A 23,858-nucleotide genomic window follows, 5' to 3' on the forward strand; every position below is an offset into this window, starting at 1 on the left:
ACGTGGATGACCCTGTTCCGTCAATTAATGATAACAATAATCGTCATTTTTTCGTTGATGCTTGCTGTCGTAATGGGTATCAATTTTAACACCACGAAAGGCTATTTGATCGGACAGCTGACATCGACTACGCAAGATTCGGCTACCTCTCTGAGTATGTCAGTCTCAGACTTTATGGCCTTGGAAGATTATGCATCTGTTGGAAGTAGTATCAACGCAGTATTTGATAGCGGTTATTTTTCTGAAGTGCGTATCCATGTTTATGCTACAGAGCAAGACATCGTCCGCTCGAATGAAACAAAAATTGATGGTGTTCCAAGTTGGTTTATTCAACTGATTGATTTTAAAGTGCCGGTTGCTAAAGCCGTTATTTCAAACGGTTGGAATGAGCTTGGGCAGGTATACATTACGGGCAGTGCAGGTTATGGCTATCATCAGCTTTGGTTGGCATCTCGAGATTTACTAATCTCATTTTTTGTCATTGGGGCAATAACGTTAATTGTTGGTAGTTTTGCTTTGCGTTACTTGTTCCGCCCTTTGGTTGAGCTTGAAAAGCAAGCTGAAGCGATACAGCAACGTCGTTTTTTGAAAATGACGAATGTCCCCAAAACTCGCGAACTAAAATCAGTTGTTTTATCAATGAACCGTATGGCAGAAAAATTAGAGAAAGAATTTGCCTCTGAGGTGGAAACGGCTCAATGGCTGCAAGCGAAAGCGTTTAAAGATCCGGTAAGTGGACTGGGAAACCGTAACTTCTTTGAAAGTCAGATTAAATCTCACTTTGTTGGAAGAGAGCGTGGAGTCGATGGACTGATATTTGTGAGTTTGGCCGACTTGGCAAAATTGAATAACGAGAGAGGCTATGAATCTGCGGATATGTTTATTCAATCAGCAGCGGATGTGCTTTCTAAAAAAGTGGCGACAATTTCGTCATTTAGTACGCTTGCCCGTTTGTCTGGTGCAGATTTTGTTTTGTTAATCCCTAATATTGACCATAGCCAGCTAAAGCAAATTGTCGAAGATATTATGACGGACTTGCTGGAATTAAATGTCGCTAGTATTAGTTATTCAAGCTATGTCGCAAATATTGGTGCTATCTCTGTTGATGGGCAAGTAGATCGTGCAGGAGCTATGTCGCAAGCGGACAGTGCCCTACGCGAAGCGAAGCGAGCTGGTGCAAACATGACTAAGGTATTGGATTCCAATATTGGTCAGAGATTGTCATTGAGTAGGGCAGATTGGAAAGACGTTTTAGAATTAACCATTAAACGCGAATCATTTAAGCTGCAAAAGCAAAAAGTGGTGATGTTGGATTCTTCATCAGACGATGTTTTAACTACTTCTCATGAAGAAGTGTTTATGGGGCTGGAGCATGCTGGTAAGGAATACCATGCAGGTTATTTCATTGGTTTAGCTGAGCAATTTGATCTAGGTGAAAAAATAGACACAGTTATTGTTTCACAAGTTATTCACTACATTCAATCAAGAAACTTAACTGTGCCTCTAACTGTGAATCTATCAATGTCATCGTTCTCTAAAGCATCATTTATTGATTGGCTAGATCGAACGCTAGGCTTACTGAGTGCTGATGTGAAGAATAAGTTGATGTTTGAAATATCTGAGCAGAGTGTGTTGCTAGAGGAATCTCAAGCCAATGTGTTGGCTCAAATACTAAAAAAACATCATGTATCGTTCGGTATTGATAATGTAGGCAAGCAATTTTCCGCTTTCCAATATCTACAAACGTTAATGCCCGATTACGTGAAAGTGGATTCTTCTTATACACGTATGGCGGCGGGCAAGGAGTCTGAGTCTTTCTTTATGCATACCCTGTGTAAGATGTTCAATAGTTTAAATATTGAAGTGATAGCTACTGGTGTAGAGAGTGAAAGACAGCTAATGGCATTGAAGCGATTTGATGTGGTTGGTGCTCAAGGCTTCTATATTGGGCGCTCTCAAGATATGTAAAATAGCTTGTTTGTGTTGTGGCCTAGTTGAAGGTTGCCAGTTAGATTAGCGAGTCATCTTCTCTTCCGCCAATGTGTTCATTGTCTGCCATTAAACCTTCATCATGTCCGCTATGAACACCACGGACCCATTTCCTACCAAGTAATTTTTTCTGTGCGGCTAAGGGTAGCTCGGTAAATTGTATTAGGCGCTTTTCGGTAAGAAGGTCAACTAAATCTTCTAAAATTCGCATCATCTCTCCATCAGAGCTAGAGAGTATTTCTTGGGTACTGGTACTTGCTGATGTGAACTTTTTTTCTAGTATGCTGGCTACAGTTGGATCATTAGGGGCGACTAATAGTTTGTAATCATCTGACTGTGATGTGGCAACATCTACAATCACTCCATCTGCATTGAGTTTTGCGTATAGCATATTTATTTCCTTCTAATATCTCAATTTATGGCAAGGCGGTTTGTTCTCTTCCCATATTACTTAATAAACACTATTCTAGACCATAGTTCTGATCATTTTATTATTGGTTTTCAAGCCATGTTTTGGTTTTTAAAGGAGAATATAGAGTATGTCTGACACTGGTCGTTCAGAGCAGGACTCTTCGCCACCTGATTCTTATGAGGAAAATGCAATCATTAATGATGGTGATGAAGGGGTGACAGAAGCAACGAATCAAGCTACTCCTGAAGAAACTGCGGACCAATGGCGCGTTAAAAGTGCTTCGTTAGAATACCCGAATCCGTTATTAGACTGCTTGGTTCTTCTTAGTAAGTATTTTTATAACCCTTATACCGCTGACGGTATTGCTGCTGGACTCCCAATAACTGAAAACGCAATGACGCCAGAGCTTTTTCAACGTGCGGCGCAGCGGATTGGTCTGAGCTCTCGTTTTGTTAAACGCTCACTACTAAAAATTCCTGAAATGGTGCTTCCTGTTGTCCTTTTATTGAAGGACAAGCAAGCCTGCGTTCTATTGGAATTGGATAAAGAGGCAGGCACCGCTAAAATATTTCGACCTGAGTCAGGTGAAGGGGAAGTAACCTTACCAATTGAACAGCTTGCTGAGTCTTTTTCTGGTTACTGCTTTTTTGTACGTCCTTTGTATCAATTTGATAAGCGTTCAGAGAAAAGGGATGACGAGGAAAACAAAAAAGGTCATTGGTTCTGGGGGACTGTAACTGGCTCGTGGCGCATTTATCGAGACGTTTTTATCGCCTCCTTGTTGATTAATATCTTTGCTGTCGCCAGTCCTCTTTTCGTGATGAACGTATACGATCGTGTTGTACCTAACAACGCATTCGATACACTTTGGGTCTTAGCTATTGGTGCAGCGGTTGTCTATTTATTTGATTTCTTATTGCGTATGTTGCGCGCTTATTTTATCGATATTGCTGGGAAAAAATCAGACATATTGATTTCAGCTTCTATTTTTTCCAAGGTTAATAACATCACAATGGCGTCTCGCCCTAAATCGGTAGGGGCGTTTGCAAAAAACCTCCAAGAATTTGAGAGTATTCGAGATTTCATTACATCAGCATCAATCACTACCTTGGTTGATATTCCCTTTATGTTTCTTATTATTGGTGTGATATGGCTGATTGGCGGTCCTGTTGGCTATATCCCCATTGTGACCATTGCCTTGATTGTGCTGTATAGCGTGATTATCCAAGTTCCTCTGCGTCGCTCGATTGAAGAAAGTCAAAAAACAGCATCTCAGAAAAATGCGGTATTGATCGAAAGTCTTTATAACGCCGAGAGCGTAAAGCTTAATAACGCAGAAGGTGTAATGCAAAAGCAATGGGAGAGCGCTGTTGGTAATATTGCTGATTGGGGAGTGAAAACTCGTCAATTATCACAGTCCTCTTCTTCTTTTGCCATGGTCGCACAGCAGTTAACAACCGTTATTATTGTTATTGTTGGTGTTTATCAGATAGCTGAGGGGAATATGAGCATGGGGGCTTTAGTAGCCTCTGTAATGTTGACCGGAAGGGCACTTGGTCCCATGGCGCAAGTAGCTAGTTTAGCGACTCGATATAATCAAGCTAAGTCAGCATTTACTTCATTGAGTGAAATCATGGCCTCTCCCGTTGAAAACCCTGAAGATGTTAAGTTTGTGCATCGCCCGATTTTTAAAGGTGAATTTCAGTTTGAGGCCGTTAATTTTGGCTACCCTGATCAAGAACAGGCAGCGGTAAGTGAAATTAATATTAATATTAGACAAGGAGAAAAGGTCGCCATTATTGGGCGTATTGGGTCAGGTAAGTCGACTCTTGGTAAGTTGATGACGGGCCTTTATACGCCAAATAGTGGAGCAATAAGAATAGACGGTGTGGACCTTCGACAGGTGAATCCTACTGACTTACGCCGTAATGTTGGTGCTGTATCTCAAGACGTTAATTTGTTTTACGGCTCGATCAAGGACAATATTGTCATGGGGGTGCCATATATGGAGGACGACGCCGTTATTCGAGCCGCTGATTTGTCTGGCGTATCTGAGTTTGCTAATCGTAAACCAAGTGGCCTAGACAGTAATGTTGGTGAGCGAGGAGCTTTGCTATCTGGTGGTCAACGCCAAAGTATTGCAATAGCACGTGCGTTGCTTTTTGATCCACCAATCCTTATTTTGGACGAGCCAACTGCTTCGATGGACAACACGACAGAGTCTCGAATGAAGCGAAGACTAATGGAAGGGTTAAAAGATAAAACGCTTATATTGATTACACATAAGGCCTCTATGCTAGATATGGTTGATCGAATTATTGTTATGGATAATGGTCGCTTGATTGCTGATGGTCCAAAAGCTCAGGTGCATGAAGCGCTTCGCCAAGGTAAATTAAAGGTCAGTTAATAATGAGTAAAAAAACACCAATATCTCAGAATGATTTAGAGTATTTAACTAACCGAAATGCCGCTTTGATGCTGAGGACTCCTCGTGGAGGTCGCATTATTTTATGGGTAATATTTATATTTATAACTGTCGCATTAGTGTGGGCAAACTATACCGCGTTGGATGAAGTTACCGTTGGTGAGGGAAGAGTGATCCCCTCTAGTCAGGTTCAACAGATCCAAAACCTTGAAGGCGGTATTTTAAAAGAAATTAATGTCAAAGTAGGGCAGGTTGTCGACAACGGTCAGGTCTTAATGACAATTGAAAACACCGAGGCGCTATCTTCACTGAGAGAGCAACAAGCTGAATCGGTTAATTTACGAGTGCGTGCAACTCGCCTTCAAGCAGAGTCTTACGGCGTTAAGCCTGAATTTGATCCTGACATCATGAAAGAAAACCCACAAGTGGTTAATCGAGAGCTTGATTTATACAATAATCGCCTTGAATCGCTCCGTACTAATCAGTCTAGTTTTCAGCAACAGATTGAGCAACGCAGACAAGAAATTGTTGAATTACAGGCGAAACTGGGAAACTTGAAGCAAAGTTATGCTTTTTCCAAAGAAGAGCTGGCTTTAACTCGTCCTGCTTTTGAGCAAGGGGCTGTGTCTAGAGTTGAGTTACTGCAACTTGAGCGACAAGTGAATCAGTTACAAGGTGATTTAGAAGCTACGCAATTAGCCATTCCAAGAGCAGGTTCAGCCTTAAAAGAAGCACAAAGTAAATTAGATGAAGCTGAAGCGAAATTCCGAGCGGATGCACAAGAAGATCTAACGGGCGTAAGAAGTAAGTTGGACCAGTTGCGTGAAAGTAACGTATCACTTGCAGACAAAGTGTCTAGAACGCAAGTTAGGTCACCAGTAAAAGGCATAGTAAAACAAATTCAAATTAATACGGTAGGCGGTGTTGTAAAGCCTGGGATGAGTTTGCTCGAAATCGTCCCTATAGAAGATTCGCTATTAATTGAAGCCAAAGTGCGACCTGAAAACATTGGTTTTATCCAGCCTGATCTAAATGCGATTGTTAAGCTTTCAGCCTATGATTTTGCTATTTTTGGTGGCTTGCCTGGAGTTGTTGAGAATATCAGTGCCGATACAATTTTGGATGAAGAGGGCAACAGTTTTTATCTGGTTAGGGTGAGAACAGACAAGAGCTATCTAGGTACTCAGCAGGCTCAACTGCCAATTATTCCTGGTATGCAAGCGACGGTGGATATTATTACGGGTAAGAAAACACTACTTGATTATTTGTTGAAACCAATTCTAAAAGCTAAACAGAACGCACTTCGTGAGCGCTAATTACAAAAATAACAGCAAGCGTTATATTCGGTAACAAATGTTAACAGACTGTCATTGTTAGCTGGTTAGAATAGCAAGATCGTACTCGATAGGATGAGATTTATTTTGAAAATTTTGTGTTGGAATACAGATGACGCAGTATGGATGCATTGGAGTCAAGTAGTCACAGTCGGAATTTCATTATTTCGAGTTGAGACACTAGAAGAGATGAGTCAAGCGTTAACTGCAACACCCTCTGAATACGAGTATTGCTTTATGTATTTAGGAAATGAATCTTTTTCCAAAGATGTCGAAGATGTTGCAAAATTTTGTTTAAAATTTCCCAATCAAAAAAAAGTGGTTTTCCCTAACCAACTTAGCCAAAGTGCGGCGCTGAGATTATTTTCAGTAGGCGTAAATGGGCAATGTGCGCCTTATATTGGTAAGGAGCAATTATCACTGGTGTTGTCTGTCATTGACTCTGGTGAAATTTGGGGGGGGAGGGCCTTTATACAGCAATTAATTCAACAATCCGCGCTGCCTGAAATAACCTCTAATAATGCGTTAGAGCATTTATCTGATCGGGAGTTGAGTGTGGCTATATGTATTTCGAGAGGCCTTTCAAACAAGCAGATTGCTTTAGAGTTAGAAATTACCGAGCGTACAGTGAAAGCACACCTTACTTCAACATTTAAGAAAACCAATACAAAAGACCGCTTAGCTTTGGCGCTTTTGATACAAACACAAAACTTGGTGCATTGAACTGTTTTTAAATGTTTTTTGCGCCAATTTGGTTCGTTTATAACTTTTTTATTTCTTCAAGCACAGAGTTTAAGGGTGTTTTCCCGCTCTTGTAGTGTTTTCCCGCTATTTTCTCTCTTTATTTATCTACTTTTTGTGTGTCGTAATGGCGCATATATTGCAGTTTTTAAACGTAACCTTACGTTTTTAAAGAGAATGCACCATGTCCGCTCCCCCCGAAAAAGAGTTGACCGTAATGTTGGTTGATAATGAGCCTGCAAGAGCCGCTATTGTAGAGCAAGCTATGATTGACAGTGGCTATCGTGTCATTAGACGGTTAGAGAATGCTAAAAACCTGACGGAAGCAGTGGCAGAATTCCAACCAGATATGGTTATTATAGATATTGAATCGCCGGACCGAGACATGTTGGAAAATATGTCTCGCCTTACTCAAGATAATCCTCGTCCTATTGTTATGTTTGCTGAAGAAGGTGACTCTAGGCACGTCGAAGCGGCTATTCGAGCAGGAGTGAGCGCTTATGTTGTAGACGGTGTTAACAGCGGTAGTGTAAAAGCCTTGCTACAAGTTGCCATTGCAAGGTTTCGAGAATTTCAGGCATTACGGTCAGAATTAGAATCCGTAAAAAGCCAGCTTGAAGACCGGAAGCTTATCGATAAAGCAAAAGGACTGATAATGAAACATCAGCAATGTGATGAGCCTGCTGCTTATAAAGCGTTAAGAAAACTCGCGATGGATCGTAGTCAGCGTATGACTGATGTAGCTCGAAATATCATATCTGTGATGGAATTAATGGGAGGTTCTAAATGAACCTGATACAGCCAAATAATGTTATTCAAAATAGCGAGCCTGTTCGTATCGGTTTTATCCCACTTATCGATTGTGCGCCTTTTGTTGTCGCTCAAGAGAAGGGCTTTTTTACCAGTGAGGGTGTTAATGCTGTGCTTTCGAAAGAAGCATCTTGGGCGAGCATTCGCGATAAAGTGGCGTTCAATTTGTTAGATGGTGCGCACATGCTGTCATCTATGCCGATCGCCGCTAGCTTAGGAATAGGCAGTATAAAAACGGCCATGCAAACCAGTTTTACTGTAAGTCATAATGGTAACGGCATCACTATTGGAAATGCCCTGTACGACCAGCTTCAACATTTTTCTGACTCTTCTTTAGATATTCGAACAGGCATTGCCTTAAAAAGGCTAATAGATAGTCGAGGTGATAATGTCGCGCCACTGCGTTTTGCGATGGTCTATCCCTATTCATCTCATAATTATCAGTTACGGGATTGGTTTAGCCGTGCTGGTATCAATCCAGATAAAGACGTTCAGATAGTGGTCATTCCTCCGGTGAAAATGGTTGATAATCTAAGGCGCGGCGACATAGATGGTTATTGTGTTGGTGAGCCATGGAACAGCCTAGCGGTTGAGCAAAGTGTTGGCCATATGTTGGTTACTGGGTATGAAATATGGGGTAGCACTCCAGAGAAAGTGTTTGGAGTGAACACTATTTGGGCTGAACAGAATCAAGCGCAACATCTTGCAATTATTCGAGCTTTAGAAAAAGCATGCTTATGGGTAGATGAAGCTGAAAACCAAGCAGAACTACTTAGAATCTTGAGTCATCCAGATTATTTAAACTGTACTGTACAGCAGTTGGTATATGGGTTTGGCTCTATTAAGCCAAAGAGTCAGTTTGATTGGCCAATGGAAGCGTTTCAACGCTTTTCTGGTAGCGACATTAATAAGCCGCTACCGAGTTATGCTCTATGGATCATGGCTCAGATGCATCGTTGGCAACAGTTAGGCAATAATGTTTCCAAGCTTAACCAGTTAGCTGAGCAGATTTATCGTAAAGATCTTTATTATAACGCGCTTGGCTTGGTCGAAGACAAAAACACTGTAGAGTGGCGGCTGCCAGAGGCTGAAGAAGCTGCTTGGCTTTCTTTGGTGGAACATGGAAAGGTCCGTTTACATCCAGAGGGGATCTTAAAGGGGTTTGAGACATTTGCGTAAATCGCATCTGATGGTGTGATGTTTTAGTGCGCTGTGCAAGATAATTGGGCATAAATAAAGGTTCTCAATGTGTCGATATTAAAAAAGCTGGGTTATAAAATTCAAAAAATCATATAAATCAGTCGTTTGTTTTACTTGGCACATTGCGTGCTTTATAAATCACATAGAGATAAAGTATTTTGAAAAAATGGTGAAATTGGCAACGATCGTTAATTGTCACCCACATTACTGAATGTCCAAAGTCGGACTTTCTTTGAATGGCAAAGGCGCCTGCAAACACATTTTTATTGTGATTTGCATGCGCCTTTTTTTGTTTTTCTACTTTTTTAAATGTATTTAGATGCGGAGTATGACAATGAACCTAAGATTTTTGAAAGCCTTAGTTCCCCTTCCTAAAATGGGGTTTTCTGTACTGATGGGGTCTGCGCTTTTATCTGGCGTTGCCCATGCAGAGCTAGATTACGCCGAAAAAGAAGAGCTCAAATTTGGTTTTATAAAACTAACGGATATGGCGCCATTAGCGATTGCTTATGAGAAGGGCTATTTCGAAGACGAAGGTTTGTACGTCACTTTGGAAGCACAAGCAAATTGGAAAGTTTTGTTAGACCGAGTGATTGATGGCCAGTTGGATGGTGCTCATATGTTAGCAGGTCAGCCACTTGGTGCCACCATTGGGTACGGAACGAAAGCTCATATAGTGACGGCTTTGAGTATGGATTTGAATGGTAACGGTATTACGGTTTCCAATGATGTTTGGGATGAAATGAAGAAAAACATTCCAAATGGCGCAGACGGGAAGCCAGTTCATCCGATCAGCGCCAGTGCATTAAAACCTGTGATTGATGGTTACAAAGCACAAGGTAAGCCATTCAAGATGGGCATGGTGTTCCCTGTTTCCACTCATAATTATGAGCTGCGTTATTGGCTTGCTGCTGGTGGCATTCATCCGGGGTATTACGCACCAGCGCGAGGTGATACCAGTGGCCAAATTAACGCTGAGGCTTTGTTGTCTGTGACACCGCCACCACAAATGCCAGCCACCATGGAAGCGGGAACGATTTCCGGCTATTGCGTTGGCGAACCTTGGAACCAACAGGCCGTGTTTAAAGGAATCGGTGTGCCAGTCATCACTGATTATGAAATCTGGAAGAATAACCCTGAGAAAGTATTTGGTGTCAGCAGTGACTGGGCAGAAGAATATCCGAATACTCATATTCGTGTTGTTAAAGCCATGATTCGCGCAGCGAAATGGTTAGATGAAAACAACAACGCTAATCGTCCTGAAGCCGTAAAAATACTCTCTCGTAGCCAATATGTTGGTGCCGATTACGATGTTATTGCTAACAGTATGACTGGCACATTTGAGTATGAAAAAGGCGACAAGCGTGAAATTCCCGATTTCAACGTCTTTTTCCGTCATCACGCCACTTACCCCTATTACAGTGATGCTATTTGGTATCTCACTCAAATGCGTCGTTGGGGGCAGATCGCTGAGCCTAAATCTGACGAATGGTTCATGAAGATCGCCAAAGATGTCTATCGTCCTGATATTTATGCGCAAGCGGCACAATCTTTAATTGAGGATGGTGTTATGTCTGCTGATGAGTTTCCAGATTTTGATAAAGAAGACGGCTTTAAACCACCTCAAAGCGACTTTATCGACGGCGTCATGTACGACGGTAAGCACCCAAACGATTATCTGAAGCGATTTAAGATTGGTCTAAAAGGCGATGATCAGGTCTAAACCAAACAAGATTAAGTGAGAAAAAGATGATGATATCAAACATAACTATGGCTTCTTTAAAGGAAAAGATCAGCGCTTTTTCTGTTAAGGGAATCCTGCTGCCCGTCTTTGGCATTCTTGTGTTTATCTTGTTATGGCAAGTTGGAGCAAGTCGAGTTCATACCTCTTTGGGAGAGTTTCCTGGTCCAGTTGTGGTGTATGAGCAATGGAATAGTCTCGTTGCAGAACACCAGAATGAACGTGTTAAGGCGGATAAGTTTTACGTCCGTCAAGAAGAGCGTATTGCAGAGCGTCAGGCTAAAGATCCTAGTTATGCTGGCATTATCCGGGATTACACTGGTAAGCCGACTTTCTTTGATCAAATATTTACCAGCTTGTACACCGTTCTAGCAGGGTTTGGTCTGGCCAGCCTTATTGCTATTCCTGTAGGGATTTTGATTGGCTTGAATCGTTCTGTTTACAGTGCACTAAACCCAGTTATTCAGGTATTTAAACCGGTTTCTCCGTTAGCTTGGTTGCCCTTGGTCACCATGGTAGTGAGTGCGAGTTACGTGTCCGATGATCCTATGTTCTCGAAATCTTTTCTGACGTCTATGTTCACGGTCACCTTGTGTTGCATGTGGCCAACCCTGATTAACACCGCGGTGGGTGTTGCGGCAGTCGAGAAGGACCTGCTTAACGTATCGAAAGTCTTGCGCCTTGGTTGGGTGACGCATGTGATGAAGATCGTCATCCCTTCAGCCATCCCTTTGATGTTCACCGGCCTGCGTTTGTCATTGGGTATCGCTTGGATGGTGTTGATTGCAGCGGAAATGTTGGCGCAAAACCCAGGGTTAGGGAAGTTTGTTTGGGATGAGTTCCAAAATGGCAGCTCGAACTCGTTGGGTCGAATTATGGTGGCGGTTCTGATGATTGGCTTTATTGGATATTTGTTGGACCGAGTGATGTTGGCATTCCAGCGCTTCGCATCTTGGGATAAGACACAGGTGCTTCGCTAAGAAGCGATAGTTCGAAAATAGATTAACTTAGAATGCGCTAATAGGAGAATACGATGACAACACATTTAGACATCAGCCATGTTTCTATTGAGTTTCCTACACCAAAAGGGCCTTTTAAAGCCCTTGATAATGTCAGCCTGAAAATACAGAAAGGCGAGTTTGTTTCTCTTATTGGACATTCTGGCTGTGGTAAATCGACTGTCCTTAATATCGTTGCTGGTTTGTATGACGCAACAGAAGGCGGCATTTTATTGGATGGTCGTGAAGTAAAAGGGCCGGGTCCAGAACGTGCGGTGGTTTTTCAAAACCATTCTTTACTGCCTTGGTTAACCTCTTATCAGAATGTCGAATTGGCAGTGAAACAGGTTTTTCGCAAAACTAAATCGAAGAAAGAAATGCATGACTGGATCATGCATAACTTAGAGTTAGTACACATGACGCACGCAGCGGACAAACGCCCAGATGAAATCTCTGGCGGTATGAAACAGCGTGTTGGTATTGCCAGAGCCTTGGCGATGGAGCCTAGTGTTTTACTGATGGATGAGCCTTTCGGAGCATTAGATGCTTTGACTCGGGCACACCTTCAAGATTCGTTGATGGAGATTCAAAAAGATCTCAACAACACTGTGATTATGATCACTCACGATGTAGACGAAGCTGTGTTGCTGTCGGATCGTATTGTGATGATGACTAATGGCCCAGCAGCAACAGTAGGGGAAATTCTGCATGTTGATCTTGAGCGTCCTCGTGAACGTCTGGCTTTAGCGAATGACCCAAGGTACGTGGATTATCGGACCCAAGTGTTGACCTTCTTATATGAAAAACAACGCAAAGTTGAACCTATTCAGCCTGCTGTGAAAACTAAAAAAACGGCCATTAACGCCAAGGTTGCTAATGCCTAGTCTTATTTCTCAGTCGGAGAAACGCCGTCTCGTCATTGTTGGTGCAGGGATGGCTGGCAGCAAGCTTGCGCACGATTTCGAAAAGGCGCATGGCGATGAGTACCAAATAGTTTTGATTGGTGAGGAATCCAGAGTTGGCTACAACAGAATCATGCTGTCTTCTTTGTTGGCGAATGATATTTCTGATACCGAAATGCCATTAGTCGATACACAGAAGATGCAAGAAAATGGCGTTGATATTGTGTCCAATGATCCCGCTATTAAGGTGGACTCGAAAAATAAAACGATCTTATTAGCCAGTGGAAAAAGCATTATATACGACCAATTAGTGCTAGCGACAGGCTCTCGGGCAAGTGTGTTGCCAATCCATGGTTCGTCTGCCCCCAATGTTATGGGTTTTCGTACTTGGAGTGATGTGGATGTCATGACCCAATTAGATGATCGTCGATCTGTTTGTATTATAGGTGGTGGCTTGTTAGGCCTAGAAGCCGCAGTGGGTTTGGTGAAACGTGGTCACAAGGTTGTGGTGTTTCATCGTTCTAGTTGGTTGTTAAATCGCCAGCTAGACGAAGAATCAGCTGAGCTTTTGCTTAATAGACTTGAGCAAATGGGTATTGAGTTTCGTCTTGGTGAGTCACCAGAGTCCTTTTTGCAAACGGATGACGGTCGAGTGTCCCATGTGGTTTGTAAGAAGGGTGAGAAGTTAAGTGTCGATCTAGTCGTAATGGCAGCGGGAATTTCGCCGGAAATCGCTTTAGCCAAGTCTGCTGGATTAAAAACAGATAGAGCTATTTTAGTTAATGAGCAAATGCAGACTTCCCATGTAGATGTTTTTGCATTGGGAGAATGTTGTGAATTTGATCGACAAACCTTTGGTTTAGTTGCGCCTATTTGGACACAAATTAACGTCTTGATGAAGGTATTGGTCGGGAAAGAGGCTGCGTTTGTGGTAGAGCCTACACCGACTAAGTTGAAGGTGTCTGGCGTGAACCTTTTTTCAATCGGTAAGATTCAACCCTCAGAAGAAGACAGCTGCATCCTTTTCAAAGATGTTAGTGCAAATCATTACCGCAAACTGGTAGTCAACGGTGGCTTACTGGTTGGCGCAATTCTATATGGCAACGTCGCCGATGGGAGCTGGTATTTCCAGCTTATTCAAAATAAGACCAATGTCTCTAATATGCTGGATTTACTGGTATTTGGCGAAGCGTATTGCTGTCCTCAAGTGGCCTGAATTAAGCCGTTTAGGCGTTGCTAGCCGTTAGGCATGTTACTTCAATAAGAGTTATTGCAAGGGGAATAAAATGACGTCAACAGTGTCTTTTCTTAATACTAAACCTCATCTAGTGGTAATCGGTAATGGTATGGTTGGCCACCATTTTGTCGAGCAAATGATTGACCAAGGTGGCCATGACACATTCCAAATTACGGTGTTTGGTGAAGAGTCGTACTTAGCCTATGACCGTGTGCATCTAAGTGAATATTTTACTGGCAAAGGTGCGGCTGATTTGGCCATGACAGATGGTACTTTATATAGTGAACATGGTGTGCGTTATTTTACCAACAGCTTGGTGACCGAGATCGATCGTGAGGCGAAGCAGTTAATACTGAAAGATGGTAAGTCATTGTCCTATGACAAGCTTGTACTGGCGACGGGGTCTTACCCTTTTGTTCCACCTATTCCTGGTCATAAACGTGATAACACCTTTGTTTATCGCACTCTTGATGATCTTGACGCGATTAGAGCTTGTGCGAAACAAGTAACAAGAGGCACGGTTGTCGGTGGTGGTTTATTGGGGTTGGAAGCGGCTAATGCGCTTAAAAATCTTGGTTTGGAAACCAGTGTTGTGGAATTTGCGCCACGCTTAATGCCGGTTCAATTAGATGAAAAGGGCGGCGCGGTTCTTAAAGAAATGATCGAAGGCTTAGATGTGAAGGTGTACACCGACACAGCGACTAAAGAGATTATTGAAGGAGAATCTGCTTTTCACCGGATGAACTTTGCTGATGGCTCTCACCTTGAAACCGATCTGATTTTGTTCTCTGCAGGTATTCGTCCGCAGGATGCGTTAGCGCATCAATCCGGTTTAAGCGTGGGTGAGCGTGGCGGCATTAGTGTGAACAATCATTGCCAAACCAGTGATGAGGATATTTATGCCATTGGCGAATGTGCGCTGTGGAATAATCGTATTTTTGGTTTGGTCGCACCGGGTTATGCAATGGCAAAATCTGCAGCAGGGCATCTTATGGGTGATGCGGGTGTGACTTTCACTGGCGCAGACATGAGTACGAAACTGAAATTACTGGGCTGCGATGTGGGTTCAGTTGGTGATGCACATGCTCAGTCTCAAGGTTGCAAAGTTTTTGTCTATCAAGATGAAATAAGTCAGAGCTATCGAAAAATGGTGGTGTCTGAGGACGGCAAAAAGCTCCTAGGAGCTGTCTTGGTGGGCGACAATAGTTATTACGATACCTTGTTGCAATATTATCTCAATGCCATTGATTTACCGGAGCAAGCACAAGCGCTTATTTTGCCCGCTATGGGTGATGTACCAGTTGGCTTAGGTGTGGATGCTTTGCCAGCGACCGCATCAATTTGTAGCTGCCATAACGTGTCCAAGCAAGATATTAACGATGCTGTTTGTAGTGGTGCTTTGTCCGTTAGTGATGTGAAAGGCACTACGAAAGCAGGAACGGGTTGTGGTGGTTGTGCGGCGTTATTGAAAAAAGTCGTCGACAATGAATTGTTAGCCTTGGGTGTTGAGGTCAGCACAGACATTTGTGAGCACTTTGCTTACACACGCCAAGATTTATACAACCTAGTCAAAATCGGCGAAATCAAAACTTTTAATGAGCTATTAAAAACGCATGGTAAAGGTCACGGCTGTGAAATTTGTAAACCCGCTGTTGGTTCTATTTTAGCGAGTGTGTGGAACGACTACGTGTTGAAAAAAGAACACATCAGCTTGCAAGACACGAATGATCGCTTCCTTGCCAATATGCAAAAAGACGGGACTTACTCCATTGTGCCGCGAATTCCCGGTGGTGAAATAACTCCTGATAGATTAATCGTATTGGGCGAAGTAGCAAAAGAGTACGGCTTATACACCAAGGTAACTGGAGGCCAACGTATCGATTTATTTGGTGCTACTCTGCCGCAATTGCCTGAGATTTGGGAAAAGTTAATTGCAGCGGGTTTTGAAACCGGTCAAGCCTATGGAAAATCCTTGCGTACTGTGAAGTCCTGCGTCGGTAGCACTTGGTGCCGTTATGGAGTGAATGACAGCATGAAGATGGCGATTGATCTGGAGAATCGTTACAAGGGGTTGCGCTCGCCTCATAAAATCAAATTTGCGGTTTCTGGTTGTACACGAGAATGCGCGGAAGCTCAGAGCAAAGACATTGGTGTGATCGCCACAGAAGGCGGTTGGAATTTATACGTTTGTGGAAATGGTGGCATGAAACCGCGTCACGGAGATTTGTTTGCCAAAGATTTGGACGATGAAACCTTGGTGAAATACATTGACCGCGTATTGATGTTTTACACCAAAACCGCTGATCGCTTGCAGCGTACTTCTGTTTGGATGGACGGTCTAGAAGGCGGATTGGACTATCTTAAAGAGGTGGTGATTAACGACAAGCTAGGGTTGTGCGGTGAGCTTGAAGCGAGTATGCAGCACGTTGTAAATACCTTCCAGTGCGAATGGAAAACCACGTTAGAAGATCCTGAAGCGCTAAAAACCTTCCGCCAATTTGTGAATTATGAAGGAAGTGATAGTAACGTAGTTTTTGTTGAAGAGCGTGATCAAATGCGCCCAGCAACCGAATCAGAAAAACAGCAATTAATTGCGAAGGTAGGCTAATACGATGACGACGCCATGGAAATTAATTTGTGAACAAGAAGATCTAATAGAAGGAGCTGGTGTTGCTGCTATGTTGAATGGTGAGCAAGTGGCTATCTTCTATATTCCTGAATCGGATAGTAAAGTATTTGTGCTTGGAAATTGGGACCCTGTTGGAAAGGCGAATGTACTATCCCGTGGTTTGATAGCGCATTTACAGGAGCAGTGGGTGGTGGCTAGCCCTTTGTACAAGCAACACTTTGCATTGGCATCGGGCGAATGCCTTGAAGAAAATGTTCAGGTGCCCCATTGGCCAGCTAAATTAGAAGGCGGTCATGTGTTTGTTGCGGCACACTAATTAAGAATTGGTGCACCAAAATGGTCTCTTTGCACTGTTTAAGCGCTTCGTAAAGTCGGTATTTTATAGTTCCTATGAAGTGAACCAATTGCCAGGCTAGTAAAGCTCGGCAATGACACAACTGAATGTGTTTTTAAAAGTTGGCTTATTAATTGCTTTATAAAGATCACTGATGCACCGTAAACCGACGATGGCTTACACATAAAGCATACAGATATTACAAAAGGCAACGAGGCCCAATCACTTTTTCCTAAAAGTGATTGGGCCTTTTTTTGTCTTTAAAAAAGTAAACGTGTGAGGAGTTTCCATGACGGCAACGATGATGACAGCAACAAGTGGTAAAACGACTTGTCCATATTGCGGTGTTGGATGTGGCGTAAATCTGACTCTTCCATATTCGGCAAATGAAGCGGTTCCACCAGTGTCTGGTGACTTGGAGCATCCGGCTAATTTTGGGCGTTTATGTGTGAAAGGCAGCAGTCTTGCGCAAACGATCCAATCGGATGATCGCTTATTAACGCCTATGGTTGGTGGTCATCCTGTTGCTTGGGAATCGGCTATTAAAACAGTAAGCGCGAAAATTGCTCAAGTCGTAAAAGATCATGGCCCTGACGCTTTTGCTTTTTATCTTTCAGGACAAATCCTGACGGAAGATTATTACGTGGCAAATAAACTGGCCAAAGGTTTTATCGGCACCGCCAACGTGGATACCAATTCTCGTCTGTGCATGGCGTCTGCCGTGGTCGGCTACAAACGCGCCTTTGGCTCAGACACTGTGCCTTGTAATTATGAAGATCTAGAGCTCTGCGATTTATTGATTATGGTTGGGTCGAATGCCGCATGGACACATCCGATTTTATATCAACGTATTGCCGCAGCGAAAAAACAGCGCCCTAACATGAAGGTGGTGGTAATTGATCCAAGAGAAACAGCGACTTGTGATATTTCAGACTTGCATTTGGCGATTAAGCCTGGAAGTGACGCGGCGATTTTTTCCTTCTTATTAAGCGATTCCGTTCAGGCTGGCATTTTGGATCAGGGCTTTGTTACGAATCATACCAATGGATTTAAGGCTGCTTTAGCGCAAGCGAATGAGTCGACACCGAGTTTATCTTTGACGGCAGATTTTTGTGGGGTCAGTGAGCAAGATTTAGCAAGTTTAGTTGACTGGTGGCGTGACACGGCAAAGACTATCACCTTTTATTCTCAAGGGGTGAATCAGTCTTCCTCTGGCGTTGATAAATGCAATGCGATTATTAATTGTCATTTGGCCACTGGGCGTATTGGCAAAGAAGGCGCTGGACCTTTTTCTATTACGGGTCAACCTAATGCGATGGGCGGGCGAGAAGTTGGCGGCTTGGCCAATCAATTGGCTGCTCATATGGACTTTGCCACACCGGGTGCACAGGATTTGGTGCAGCGTTTTTGGCAAGCGCCGAATATGGCAACAAAGGACGGTTTAAAAGCCGTCGACTTATTTCAAGCCATGGAGGAAGGCAAGGTCAAAGTTGTGTGGATTATGTCGACTAATCCCATGGTGAGTTTACCTGATACCGCTCAAGTCCGACGCGCGCTGGAAAAGTGCGAGCTGGTGATTGTCAGCGATTGCAAGGCACATACGGATACAACCGTCATGGCGGATGTTCTATTTCCTGCGACGGGCTGGAGTGAAAAAGACGGTACGGTGACGAATTCAGAGCGCCGTATTTCTCGCCAACGAGGTTTATTACCTGCACCAGGTGAAGCCAAGCATGATTGGTGGGCAATCTGTGAAGTCGCCAAAAGCCTTGGTTTTCAGTCAGCGTTTTCCTATCAAAGTATTCATGAAATCTTTGCAGAGCATGCCGCTTTGTCGGCCTTTGAAAATAATGGCAGACGTGATTTTGATATTGGTCATTTTAGCCAGATAAGTAAGGCTGAATATGACGCACTTATTCCAGTGCAATGGCCTGTGCCAGAAGGTCGACCTGAAGGCACCAAGCGCATGTTTGAAGATGGGCGTTTTTTTACCCCCGACGGTCGAGCACGATTTATTGGTATTACACCAAGTTTTCCAAAGAGCCGAGCTTCACAAGAATGGCCTTTCACCTTAAATACCGGACGAGTACGCGATCAGTGGCACACTATGACGAGGACAGGAGATGCTGCGTCTTTAGCTAAGCATACAGCGCAACCCTATGTAGAGATTCATCCCAAAGATGCGAAACGTCTTGCTATTAAAGATAAAGCCTTAGTGCGTCTTACTTCACCGTACGGAGAGGCTTTGCTAAAAGCTAAAGTGAGTCGAGCGGTTGCGCTTGGCAATGTGTTTGCTCCTATTCACTGGACGCAACAATTTGCCAATGCGTCTGTGGTATCAAACCTTATCCCGCAGGTGGTTGATCCTTTGTCAGGGCAGCCAGAATCTAAACATGCTCAGGTACGGCTAGAAGCGGTAGGTGGTATTTGCTATGGCTTGATTATCTCAGCTGTGCCGCTTGTCTTATCGGATTGTTTGTATTGGTGCCAAGTACCTTCTGAGCAAGGTTATCACTACGAAGTAGTTTGGCCTAGCGGACAAACGCAAGCTTCGCTTAAGTTAATAGATGTAGGGCAGAGTCAAGATCTAGCTGAAAAAGCAGAATGGCTGGAGTATTCAAATCCAATCACACAGCAAATTCGATTGGCCAAGTTGGTTGATCAAAAACTTACCTTGCTTATATATTCGCATCCGCAGCCAGAATCACTCGTGGCCGATTGGTTAATCTCTAAGTTGGCAATAAATACGTCGCTGTCAGCACAAGATCGTTTGGCAATTTTGGTGGGCATTCCAGCAAACCTTGAAGATAAAGGTGACATTGTTTGTTCTTGTTATCAAATCGGTAGCAAGCAAATTGAAAAGGCTGTTACGTCAGGTGTTTGTTCCGTGGATGGATTGGGAGCCAGGTTGAAATGTGGTACCAATTGCGGCTCTTGTCTCCCTGAATTAAAACGTTTTATTCCCACTGTGGCGGAGTTATCAGTATGACTGACAGAGCAAGTATTAGTACAGCCATCAGAATGGGCAGCGACTTCACGCAATACGTGAAAATCTTAGGGCGGGGAAAGAAGGGGGCACGAAGTTTAACAGTGGAAGAAGCTGAACAAGCAATGAGCTTGATGCTGTCAGGCAAGGTTGCGCCAGAACAGTCAGGTGCATTTTGGATGTTGATTCGAATTCGTGAAGAGACTGTAGAGGAAACTGTTGGTTTTACCAAGGCGACTAGAGACTATTTATCGAAAAAAGAAGCATTGGGAATTAAAGTTGATTTGGATTGGCCGGCTTACGCAGGTAAGCGCAATGAGTTGCCTTGGTTTTTACTAGCGGCGCTTGCACTCGCTAATACAGGGATCAAAATTGTGATGCATGGACATACATTTGAAGGGGAAAATCGAATGTATGTAGATCATGCTATTAATCAATTGGGATTAGCTGTTTGTCATTCCAGAACTCAGGTAACACAAGAGCTTGAAGTTAGGTGTTTTGCTTATATGCCGTTGGCTGAAGTAGATAAACTGTTAGGCGGCATGATGGATCTTAAGTACGTATTGGGTTTACGTTCGCCAGTGAATACCGTGGTGCGTATGATGAATCCTTTTTCTGCTGATCACAGTGTTCATGGAGTATTTCATCGTGGCTATGATCAGCTGCATCTTTCTGCTTGTGAGCAATTGGCCGATGCGTCAGTGTTGGTATTTCGTGGTGGTAATGGCGAAGCGGAAGTGAACCCTGAGCGAGATGTTACCTTGGGTAAGTGGCAAAATGGCGTTGCCAGTTGGTCAGATTGGCCAAAAGCTGAAAAAGAACATAAGCGCTTAAAAGACAATTTGGATTTGTCACGATTAACGGATCATTGGCGAGGAGATCAACTTGATCAATTTGGTGAGCAAGCTGTACGGCAAACCATTGCGTCAGTTGCTGGACTTCTTTATGGTGTGACTTCCCATGAAGAGTGTCTTGTTTTAGCTGATGAAATTTGGGCCAAACGAGATAAAAGGTATTTTGATACTGTTTTGTAGAAGAGAAAGTAGTATGGCGTTTATATCTTTATCAGCAGCAGTGCTTGCTGGCGGAAAAGCAGAGCGAATGTCTCGTCAAGATAAAGGTTTGTTACTTTACCAAAATGAACCTATGGCCTTGTTAGTTGGTCGGGCTTTGCAGCAGGTAGCGGAGTTTGTGTTTATTAATGCAAATCGAAATGTCGAACAATACGCTGAACTTGGTTATGAGGTGATAGTTGATAATCAAAATTATCAAGGAAAAGGGCCTTTATCGGGTTTAATGTCTTGTTTAGCCATTGCTACAACATCGCATTTATTGGTTTCTCCTTGCGATACACCACGTATTAGTGGAGCGGCATTTGCAAGGTTAAAAGAGGCGAGTGTATCTGTACCTGATCGTATTCATTATTTATATGGCATTTCAGGAGCACATCCTTTGCATGCGATTTTACCTGTTGCAGAAACACGGGTGTCGTTGAAGGCATTTCTTAATACTAAAAACCGCTACAGTGTGATGGCTTTTTATGACTATTTTGGTTGTGATACCGTCATGTGGGATAGGCCCGAGCAACTCTTAAATGTGAACACACCTCAGGATCTAGCGTGACTATTTAAGTGACTCAATGTCCAAGTGGTAGGACTCGCCATCCTCTTGGTGTTCTAGTTTTACAAGTAGGTAATCCAATGAAGGGGCAAACCAGAACGAGGTTTTTTTACCTTTTTCAAGATTATCGGTGCGGATGATCTTAATGGCTGAAAGGCGGCCAAGGTTAGTATTAACAGTCTCCATTTTATCGCGTTTGAAACTCCAGCTTTTTATGTAGCCGCCATCCGCTATTTGATAGTCAAAGTCGCTCTTGCCAAGTTTTAGGTCTTGTCGAACTTGTAACTGTATCGACAGCTTGTCGAGTGTGCCTGGGCTAATTGAAAGATTCCATGGCTTGTTTTTAACGTCATTGCGAACAAGGTTGTTTTCCCAGTCGAAAGTAAGAGTTGCGCTTCTTTTTTTTCCTAAGGCTGAGCTTTTATATTGGTATTTAGTTGGAACAATTTGCTGGTCTTTAACCTTAAAAACAGACGATTCATTTAGAGATGCGATTAGGCTATCAGCCGTAAAAGTGAATTTCCAAGAATTATTGTCTTGTTTTATTAAAGTCTGTTTGCCTTCTACTTTTAGGCTGATGCCTTTTTTCCATACAGTGCTATAGACGGCAGAGTAGGGCTTTAGAAAGGTTTCTATGGGGGGAGGTGTAATTTCTGTTGTCGAAGAAAAAGAAAGCATGGGAATACTCATAAAAATAGCCATCAACAACATTGGAATTTTACGAGCTCTCATACTTTCTCCTACATCATGTTAGTGCTTTGTGATAAAGAATACCGCTTTCAGGCAGTCGATTCTTATCAAAAAAAGCCTTTCCGTCTTGGAATGTTAGTCTTTCTTCACTGAACCATTTAACAGCCAGCGGGTAAATAATGTGTTCCAAGGCGTGGACTTTATTCGCTAAGGTCTCAGCTGTCTCTGCTTTGGTAATTTCTGTGCGTGCTTGTAATACAACGGCACCAGCATCCAATTCTGGGCTAACAAAGTGAACTGATACACCGTGTTCTTTTTCATTTGCATCAATTGCACGTTGGTGTGTATCTAATCCTTTGAACTTCGGTAGTAATGATGGGTGAATGTTTAACATTCTACCGTCATAATGTTTCGCAAATGCTTCAGTTAAAATACGCATAAAGCCAGCAAGAACAACCAGTTTTGGCTGATATTGATCAATTAGAGCTTGCAACTCTGTATCGAACTCTTCTCTACTGCTGAATGATTTATGGCTAAGAGTATGAGTGGGAATGCCTGCATTCTTAGCTCGTTCTAGGCCATAAGCATCGGCTTTATTACTAATAACAGCGCAGATTTTGGTATTAAGTTGCCCTTGCAAGCTTTGATCAATCAAAGCTTGCAAGTTGCTGCCGCTGCCAGAAATTAAGACAACGATTGGAAAACTCATGCCTGCGACTCTAGATCAGAGATCAAGACATCTTTACCACCGTTGCGTGGACAAATCTCACCGATAATCCAAGCGTTTTCGCCTTCAGCTTTTAGAATGGCAAGTGCTTCGTCTGCTTTTTCTTCGTCAATAGACAATATCATGCCGACGCCGCAGTTTAGAACACGGTACATTTCTTCTTGCTCAACATTTCCTTGTTCTTGTAACCAATCGAACACGGCAGGGCGTTTCCAGCTTGCTGCATTGATACGAGCCGCTGCATCTTCAGGAAGAACGCGAGGAATGTTTTCAAGTAAGCCACCCCCGGTGATGTGAGCTAGCGCATTTACAGAGATAGATTCCATCAACTTAAGGATAGACTTCACATAAATGCGAGTCGGTACCATAAGCGCATCTTTTAAAGCAACACCATCGATGTCTTGGTGTAGGTCTGCTTTGCTGACTTCAAGAATCTTACGAATAAGTGAGTAGCCATTAGAGTGTGGACCAGATGAACCTAAAGCAATGAGCTTGTCGCCAGCTTTTACATTGCTGCCGTCAATGATGCTTTCTTCTTCAACTACGCCAACACAGAATCCAGCTAGATCGTAATCGCCATCGTGGTACATGCCTGGCATTTCAGCTGTTTCGCCGCCAACAAGTGCACAGCCTGCTTGTAGGCAGCCTTCGCCAATACCAGTCACAACGTTTGCAGCAACATCAACGTCTAGCTTGCCTGTAGCGTAGTAATCTAGGAATAATAGCGGCTCAGCACCGGCTACTACTAGATCGTTAACACACATTGCAACTAGGTCTATGCCGATTGTATCGTGCTGATTAAGGTCCATTGCTAGACGAAGCTTAGTGCCAACACCATCGGTGCCAGAAACAAGAATGGGATTTTTGTATTTCGTTGGGAGGCGAGTCAAGGCGCCAAATCCACCCAAGCCACCCATTACTTCAGGGCGACGAGTTTTTTTGCTTACGCCTTTGATGCGTTCAACAAGTTGATTTCCGGCGTTGATATCTACGCCTGCGTCTTTATAACTAATGGATGGTTTATCCGACTTGGTCATTGCCTATGCCTTATCATGGTACGAGGAAAAAAATGCATTTTAGCAT

19 protein-coding genes are annotated in these 23,858 nt (G+C 43.2%); 15 read left to right on the plus strand and 4 right to left on the minus strand.

Annotated features, from left to right (window positions below):
* The first annotated feature begins 6 nt into the window (after positions 1-6).
* Positions 7-1,968: an EAL domain-containing protein gene (locus tag JSY38_RS16405; RefSeq protein ID WP_114412264.1), complete on the plus strand. Its 1,962-nt coding sequence runs from the start codon at positions 7-9 to the stop codon at positions 1,966-1,968.
* Between the two features lie 40 nt (positions 1,969-2,008).
* On the opposite strand, the gene JSY38_RS16410 is transcribed toward JSY38_RS16405, so the two are convergent.
* The gene (locus JSY38_RS16410; protein WP_114412265.1) at positions 2,009-2,380 is read right to left on the minus strand and encodes a hypothetical protein; all 372 of its coding nucleotides are present in this window, start codon (positions 2,378-2,380) and stop codon (positions 2,009-2,011) included.
* Between the two features lie 148 nt (positions 2,381-2,528).
* On the opposite strand from JSY38_RS16410, the gene JSY38_RS16415 reads away from it, so the two are divergent.
* The 14 genes from JSY38_RS16415 to mobA all read left to right on the plus strand — a co-directional run bounded on the left by JSY38_RS16415 (position 2,529) and on the right by mobA (position 21,361).
* Positions 2,529-4,808, plus strand: a complete 2,280-nt coding sequence (locus tag JSY38_RS16415) for a type I secretion system permease/ATPase (protein ID WP_205114213.1) — start codon at positions 2,529-2,531, stop codon at positions 4,806-4,808.
* Positions 4,809-4,810: 2 nt separating this feature from the next.
* Positions 4,811-6,142 carry an HlyD family type I secretion periplasmic adaptor subunit gene (locus JSY38_RS16420; protein WP_114412267.1) on the plus strand — a complete coding sequence of 444 codons (1,332 nt, stop codon included), beginning with the start codon at positions 4,811-4,813 and terminating at the stop codon, positions 6,140-6,142.
* Positions 6,143-6,247: 105 nt separating this feature from the next.
* Positions 6,248-6,883 (plus strand): response regulator transcription factor, encoded by a 636-nt coding sequence (locus JSY38_RS16425; RefSeq protein ID WP_205114215.1) that lies wholly within the window; start codon positions 6,248-6,250, stop codon positions 6,881-6,883.
* Positions 6,884-7,085: 202 nt separating this feature from the next.
* The gene (locus JSY38_RS16430; RefSeq protein WP_114412269.1) at positions 7,086-7,691 is read left to right on the plus strand and encodes an ANTAR domain-containing response regulator; all 606 of its coding nucleotides are present in this window, start codon (positions 7,086-7,088) and stop codon (positions 7,689-7,691) included.
* The gene (locus tag JSY38_RS16435) at positions 7,688-8,890 is read left to right on the plus strand and encodes a CmpA/NrtA family ABC transporter substrate-binding protein (protein WP_114412270.1); all 1,203 of its coding nucleotides are present in this window, start codon (positions 7,688-7,690) and stop codon (positions 8,888-8,890) included. The genes JSY38_RS16430 and JSY38_RS16435 overlap by 4 nt, the downstream gene beginning before the upstream one ends.
* A 415-nt stretch (positions 8,891-9,305) precedes the next feature.
* Positions 9,306-10,634 (plus strand): CmpA/NrtA family ABC transporter substrate-binding protein, encoded by a 1,329-nt coding sequence (locus JSY38_RS16440; RefSeq protein WP_239544633.1) that lies wholly within the window; start codon positions 9,306-9,308, stop codon positions 10,632-10,634.
* Positions 10,635-10,660: 26 nt separating this feature from the next.
* Entirely contained in the window at positions 10,661-11,632 is a 972-nt protein-coding gene (locus JSY38_RS16445) for an ABC transporter permease (RefSeq protein WP_205114219.1), read from the plus strand.
* A 53-nt stretch (positions 11,633-11,685) separates the two neighbouring features.
* Positions 11,686-12,534, plus strand: a complete 849-nt coding sequence (locus JSY38_RS16450) for an ABC transporter ATP-binding protein (protein WP_114412273.1) — start codon at positions 11,686-11,688, stop codon at positions 12,532-12,534.
* Positions 12,527-13,768 carry an NAD(P)/FAD-dependent oxidoreductase gene (locus JSY38_RS16455; protein ID WP_205114220.1) on the plus strand — a complete coding sequence of 414 codons (1,242 nt, stop codon included), beginning with the start codon at positions 12,527-12,529 and terminating at the stop codon, positions 13,766-13,768. The genes JSY38_RS16450 and JSY38_RS16455 overlap by 8 nt, the downstream gene beginning before the upstream one ends.
* 70 nt (positions 13,769-13,838) lie before the next feature.
* Complete coding sequence (gene nirB / locus JSY38_RS16460; protein WP_205114222.1) at positions 13,839-16,397, plus strand: nitrite reductase large subunit NirB; 2,559 nt, start codon at positions 13,839-13,841, stop codon at positions 16,395-16,397.
* Between the two features lie 4 nt (positions 16,398-16,401).
* Positions 16,402-16,734 (plus strand): nitrite reductase small subunit NirD, encoded by a 333-nt coding sequence (gene nirD, locus JSY38_RS16465; RefSeq protein ID WP_205114224.1) that lies wholly within the window; start codon positions 16,402-16,404, stop codon positions 16,732-16,734.
* Between the two features lie 307 nt (positions 16,735-17,041).
* Positions 17,042-19,741, plus strand: coding sequence for a nitrate reductase (locus JSY38_RS16470; protein ID WP_205114226.1), 2,700 nt, complete (start codon positions 17,042-17,044; stop codon positions 19,739-19,741).
* Positions 19,738-20,772 carry a glycosyl transferase family protein gene (locus JSY38_RS16475; protein WP_239544016.1) on the plus strand — a complete coding sequence of 345 codons (1,035 nt, stop codon included), beginning with the start codon at positions 19,738-19,740 and terminating at the stop codon, positions 20,770-20,772. The genes JSY38_RS16470 and JSY38_RS16475 overlap by 4 nt, the downstream gene beginning before the upstream one ends.
* 13 nt (positions 20,773-20,785) lie before the next feature.
* Positions 20,786-21,361, plus strand: coding sequence for a molybdenum cofactor guanylyltransferase (mobA, locus tag JSY38_RS16480; RefSeq protein ID WP_114412278.1), 576 nt, complete (start codon positions 20,786-20,788; stop codon positions 21,359-21,361).
* On the opposite strand, the gene JSY38_RS16485 is transcribed toward mobA, so the two are convergent.
* From JSY38_RS16485 to purM, 3 genes are read right to left on the minus strand one after another with little or no spacing between them, the layout of a single operon-like run.
* The gene (locus JSY38_RS16485; RefSeq protein WP_114412279.1) at positions 21,362-22,090 is read right to left on the minus strand and encodes a DUF3108 domain-containing protein; all 729 of its coding nucleotides are present in this window, start codon (positions 22,088-22,090) and stop codon (positions 21,362-21,364) included.
* 13 nt (positions 22,091-22,103) lie between these two features.
* Complete coding sequence (gene purN / locus JSY38_RS16490) at positions 22,104-22,757, minus strand: phosphoribosylglycinamide formyltransferase (protein WP_114412280.1); 654 nt, start codon at positions 22,755-22,757, stop codon at positions 22,104-22,106.
* Positions 22,754-23,812 (minus strand): phosphoribosylformylglycinamidine cyclo-ligase, encoded by a 1,059-nt coding sequence (gene purM, locus JSY38_RS16495; protein WP_205114228.1) that lies wholly within the window; start codon positions 23,810-23,812, stop codon positions 22,754-22,756. Before purM ends, purN begins: the two co-directional genes overlap by 4 nt.
* Positions 23,813-23,858: the final 46 nt, after the last annotated feature.

The sequence above is a fragment of the Marinomonas foliarum genome (assembly GCF_016906065.1).
Taxonomy (GTDB): Bacteria; Pseudomonadota; Gammaproteobacteria; order Pseudomonadales; family Marinomonadaceae; genus Marinomonas; species Marinomonas foliarum.

What these genes read in the sequence shown, in the direction of transcription:
- JSY38_RS16455 (WP_205114220.1), top strand. Translation starts at nt 12,527, where the DNA reads ATGCCTAGTCTTATTTCTCAGTCGGAGAAACGCCGTCTCGTCATTGTT.
- nirB (WP_205114222.1), top strand. Translation starts at nt 13,839, where the DNA reads ATGACGTCAACAGTGTCTTTTCTTAATACTAAACCTCATCTAGTGGTA.
- JSY38_RS16440 (WP_239544633.1), top strand. Translation starts at nt 9,306, where the DNA reads ATGGGGTCTGCGCTTTTATCTGGCGTTGCCCATGCAGAGCTAGATTAC.
- JSY38_RS16445 (WP_205114219.1), top strand. Translation starts at nt 10,661, where the DNA reads ATGATGATATCAAACATAACTATGGCTTCTTTAAAGGAAAAGATCAGC.
- JSY38_RS16470 (WP_205114226.1), top strand. Translation starts at nt 17,042, where the DNA reads ATGACGGCAACGATGATGACAGCAACAAGTGGTAAAACGACTTGTCCA.
- JSY38_RS16435 (WP_114412270.1), top strand. Translation starts at nt 7,688, where the DNA reads ATGAACCTGATACAGCCAAATAATGTTATTCAAAATAGCGAGCCTGTT.
- JSY38_RS16415 (WP_205114213.1), top strand. Translation starts at nt 2,529, where the DNA reads ATGTCTGACACTGGTCGTTCAGAGCAGGACTCTTCGCCACCTGATTCT.
- mobA (WP_114412278.1), top strand. Translation starts at nt 20,786, where the DNA reads ATGGCGTTTATATCTTTATCAGCAGCAGTGCTTGCTGGCGGAAAAGCA.
- purM (WP_205114228.1), bottom strand. Translation starts at nt 23,812, where the DNA reads ATGACCAAGTCGGATAAACCATCCATTAGTTATAAAGACGCAGGCGTA.
- JSY38_RS16410 (WP_114412265.1), bottom strand. Translation starts at nt 2,380, where the DNA reads ATGCTATACGCAAAACTCAATGCAGATGGAGTGATTGTAGATGTTGCC.
- purN (WP_114412280.1), bottom strand. Translation starts at nt 22,757, where the DNA reads ATGAGTTTTCCAATCGTTGTCTTAATTTCTGGCAGCGGCAGCAACTTG.
- JSY38_RS16405 (WP_114412264.1), top strand. Translation starts at nt 7, where the DNA reads ATGACCCTGTTCCGTCAATTAATGATAACAATAATCGTCATTTTTTCG.
- JSY38_RS16420 (WP_114412267.1), top strand. Translation starts at nt 4,811, where the DNA reads ATGAGTAAAAAAACACCAATATCTCAGAATGATTTAGAGTATTTAACT.
- JSY38_RS16430 (WP_114412269.1), top strand. Translation starts at nt 7,086, where the DNA reads ATGTCCGCTCCCCCCGAAAAAGAGTTGACCGTAATGTTGGTTGATAAT.
- JSY38_RS16450 (WP_114412273.1), top strand. Translation starts at nt 11,686, where the DNA reads ATGACAACACATTTAGACATCAGCCATGTTTCTATTGAGTTTCCTACA.
- JSY38_RS16475 (WP_239544016.1), top strand. Translation starts at nt 19,738, where the DNA reads ATGACTGACAGAGCAAGTATTAGTACAGCCATCAGAATGGGCAGCGAC.
- JSY38_RS16485 (WP_114412279.1), bottom strand. Translation starts at nt 22,090, where the DNA reads ATGAGAGCTCGTAAAATTCCAATGTTGTTGATGGCTATTTTTATGAGT.
- nirD (WP_205114224.1), top strand. Translation starts at nt 16,402, where the DNA reads ATGACGACGCCATGGAAATTAATTTGTGAACAAGAAGATCTAATAGAA.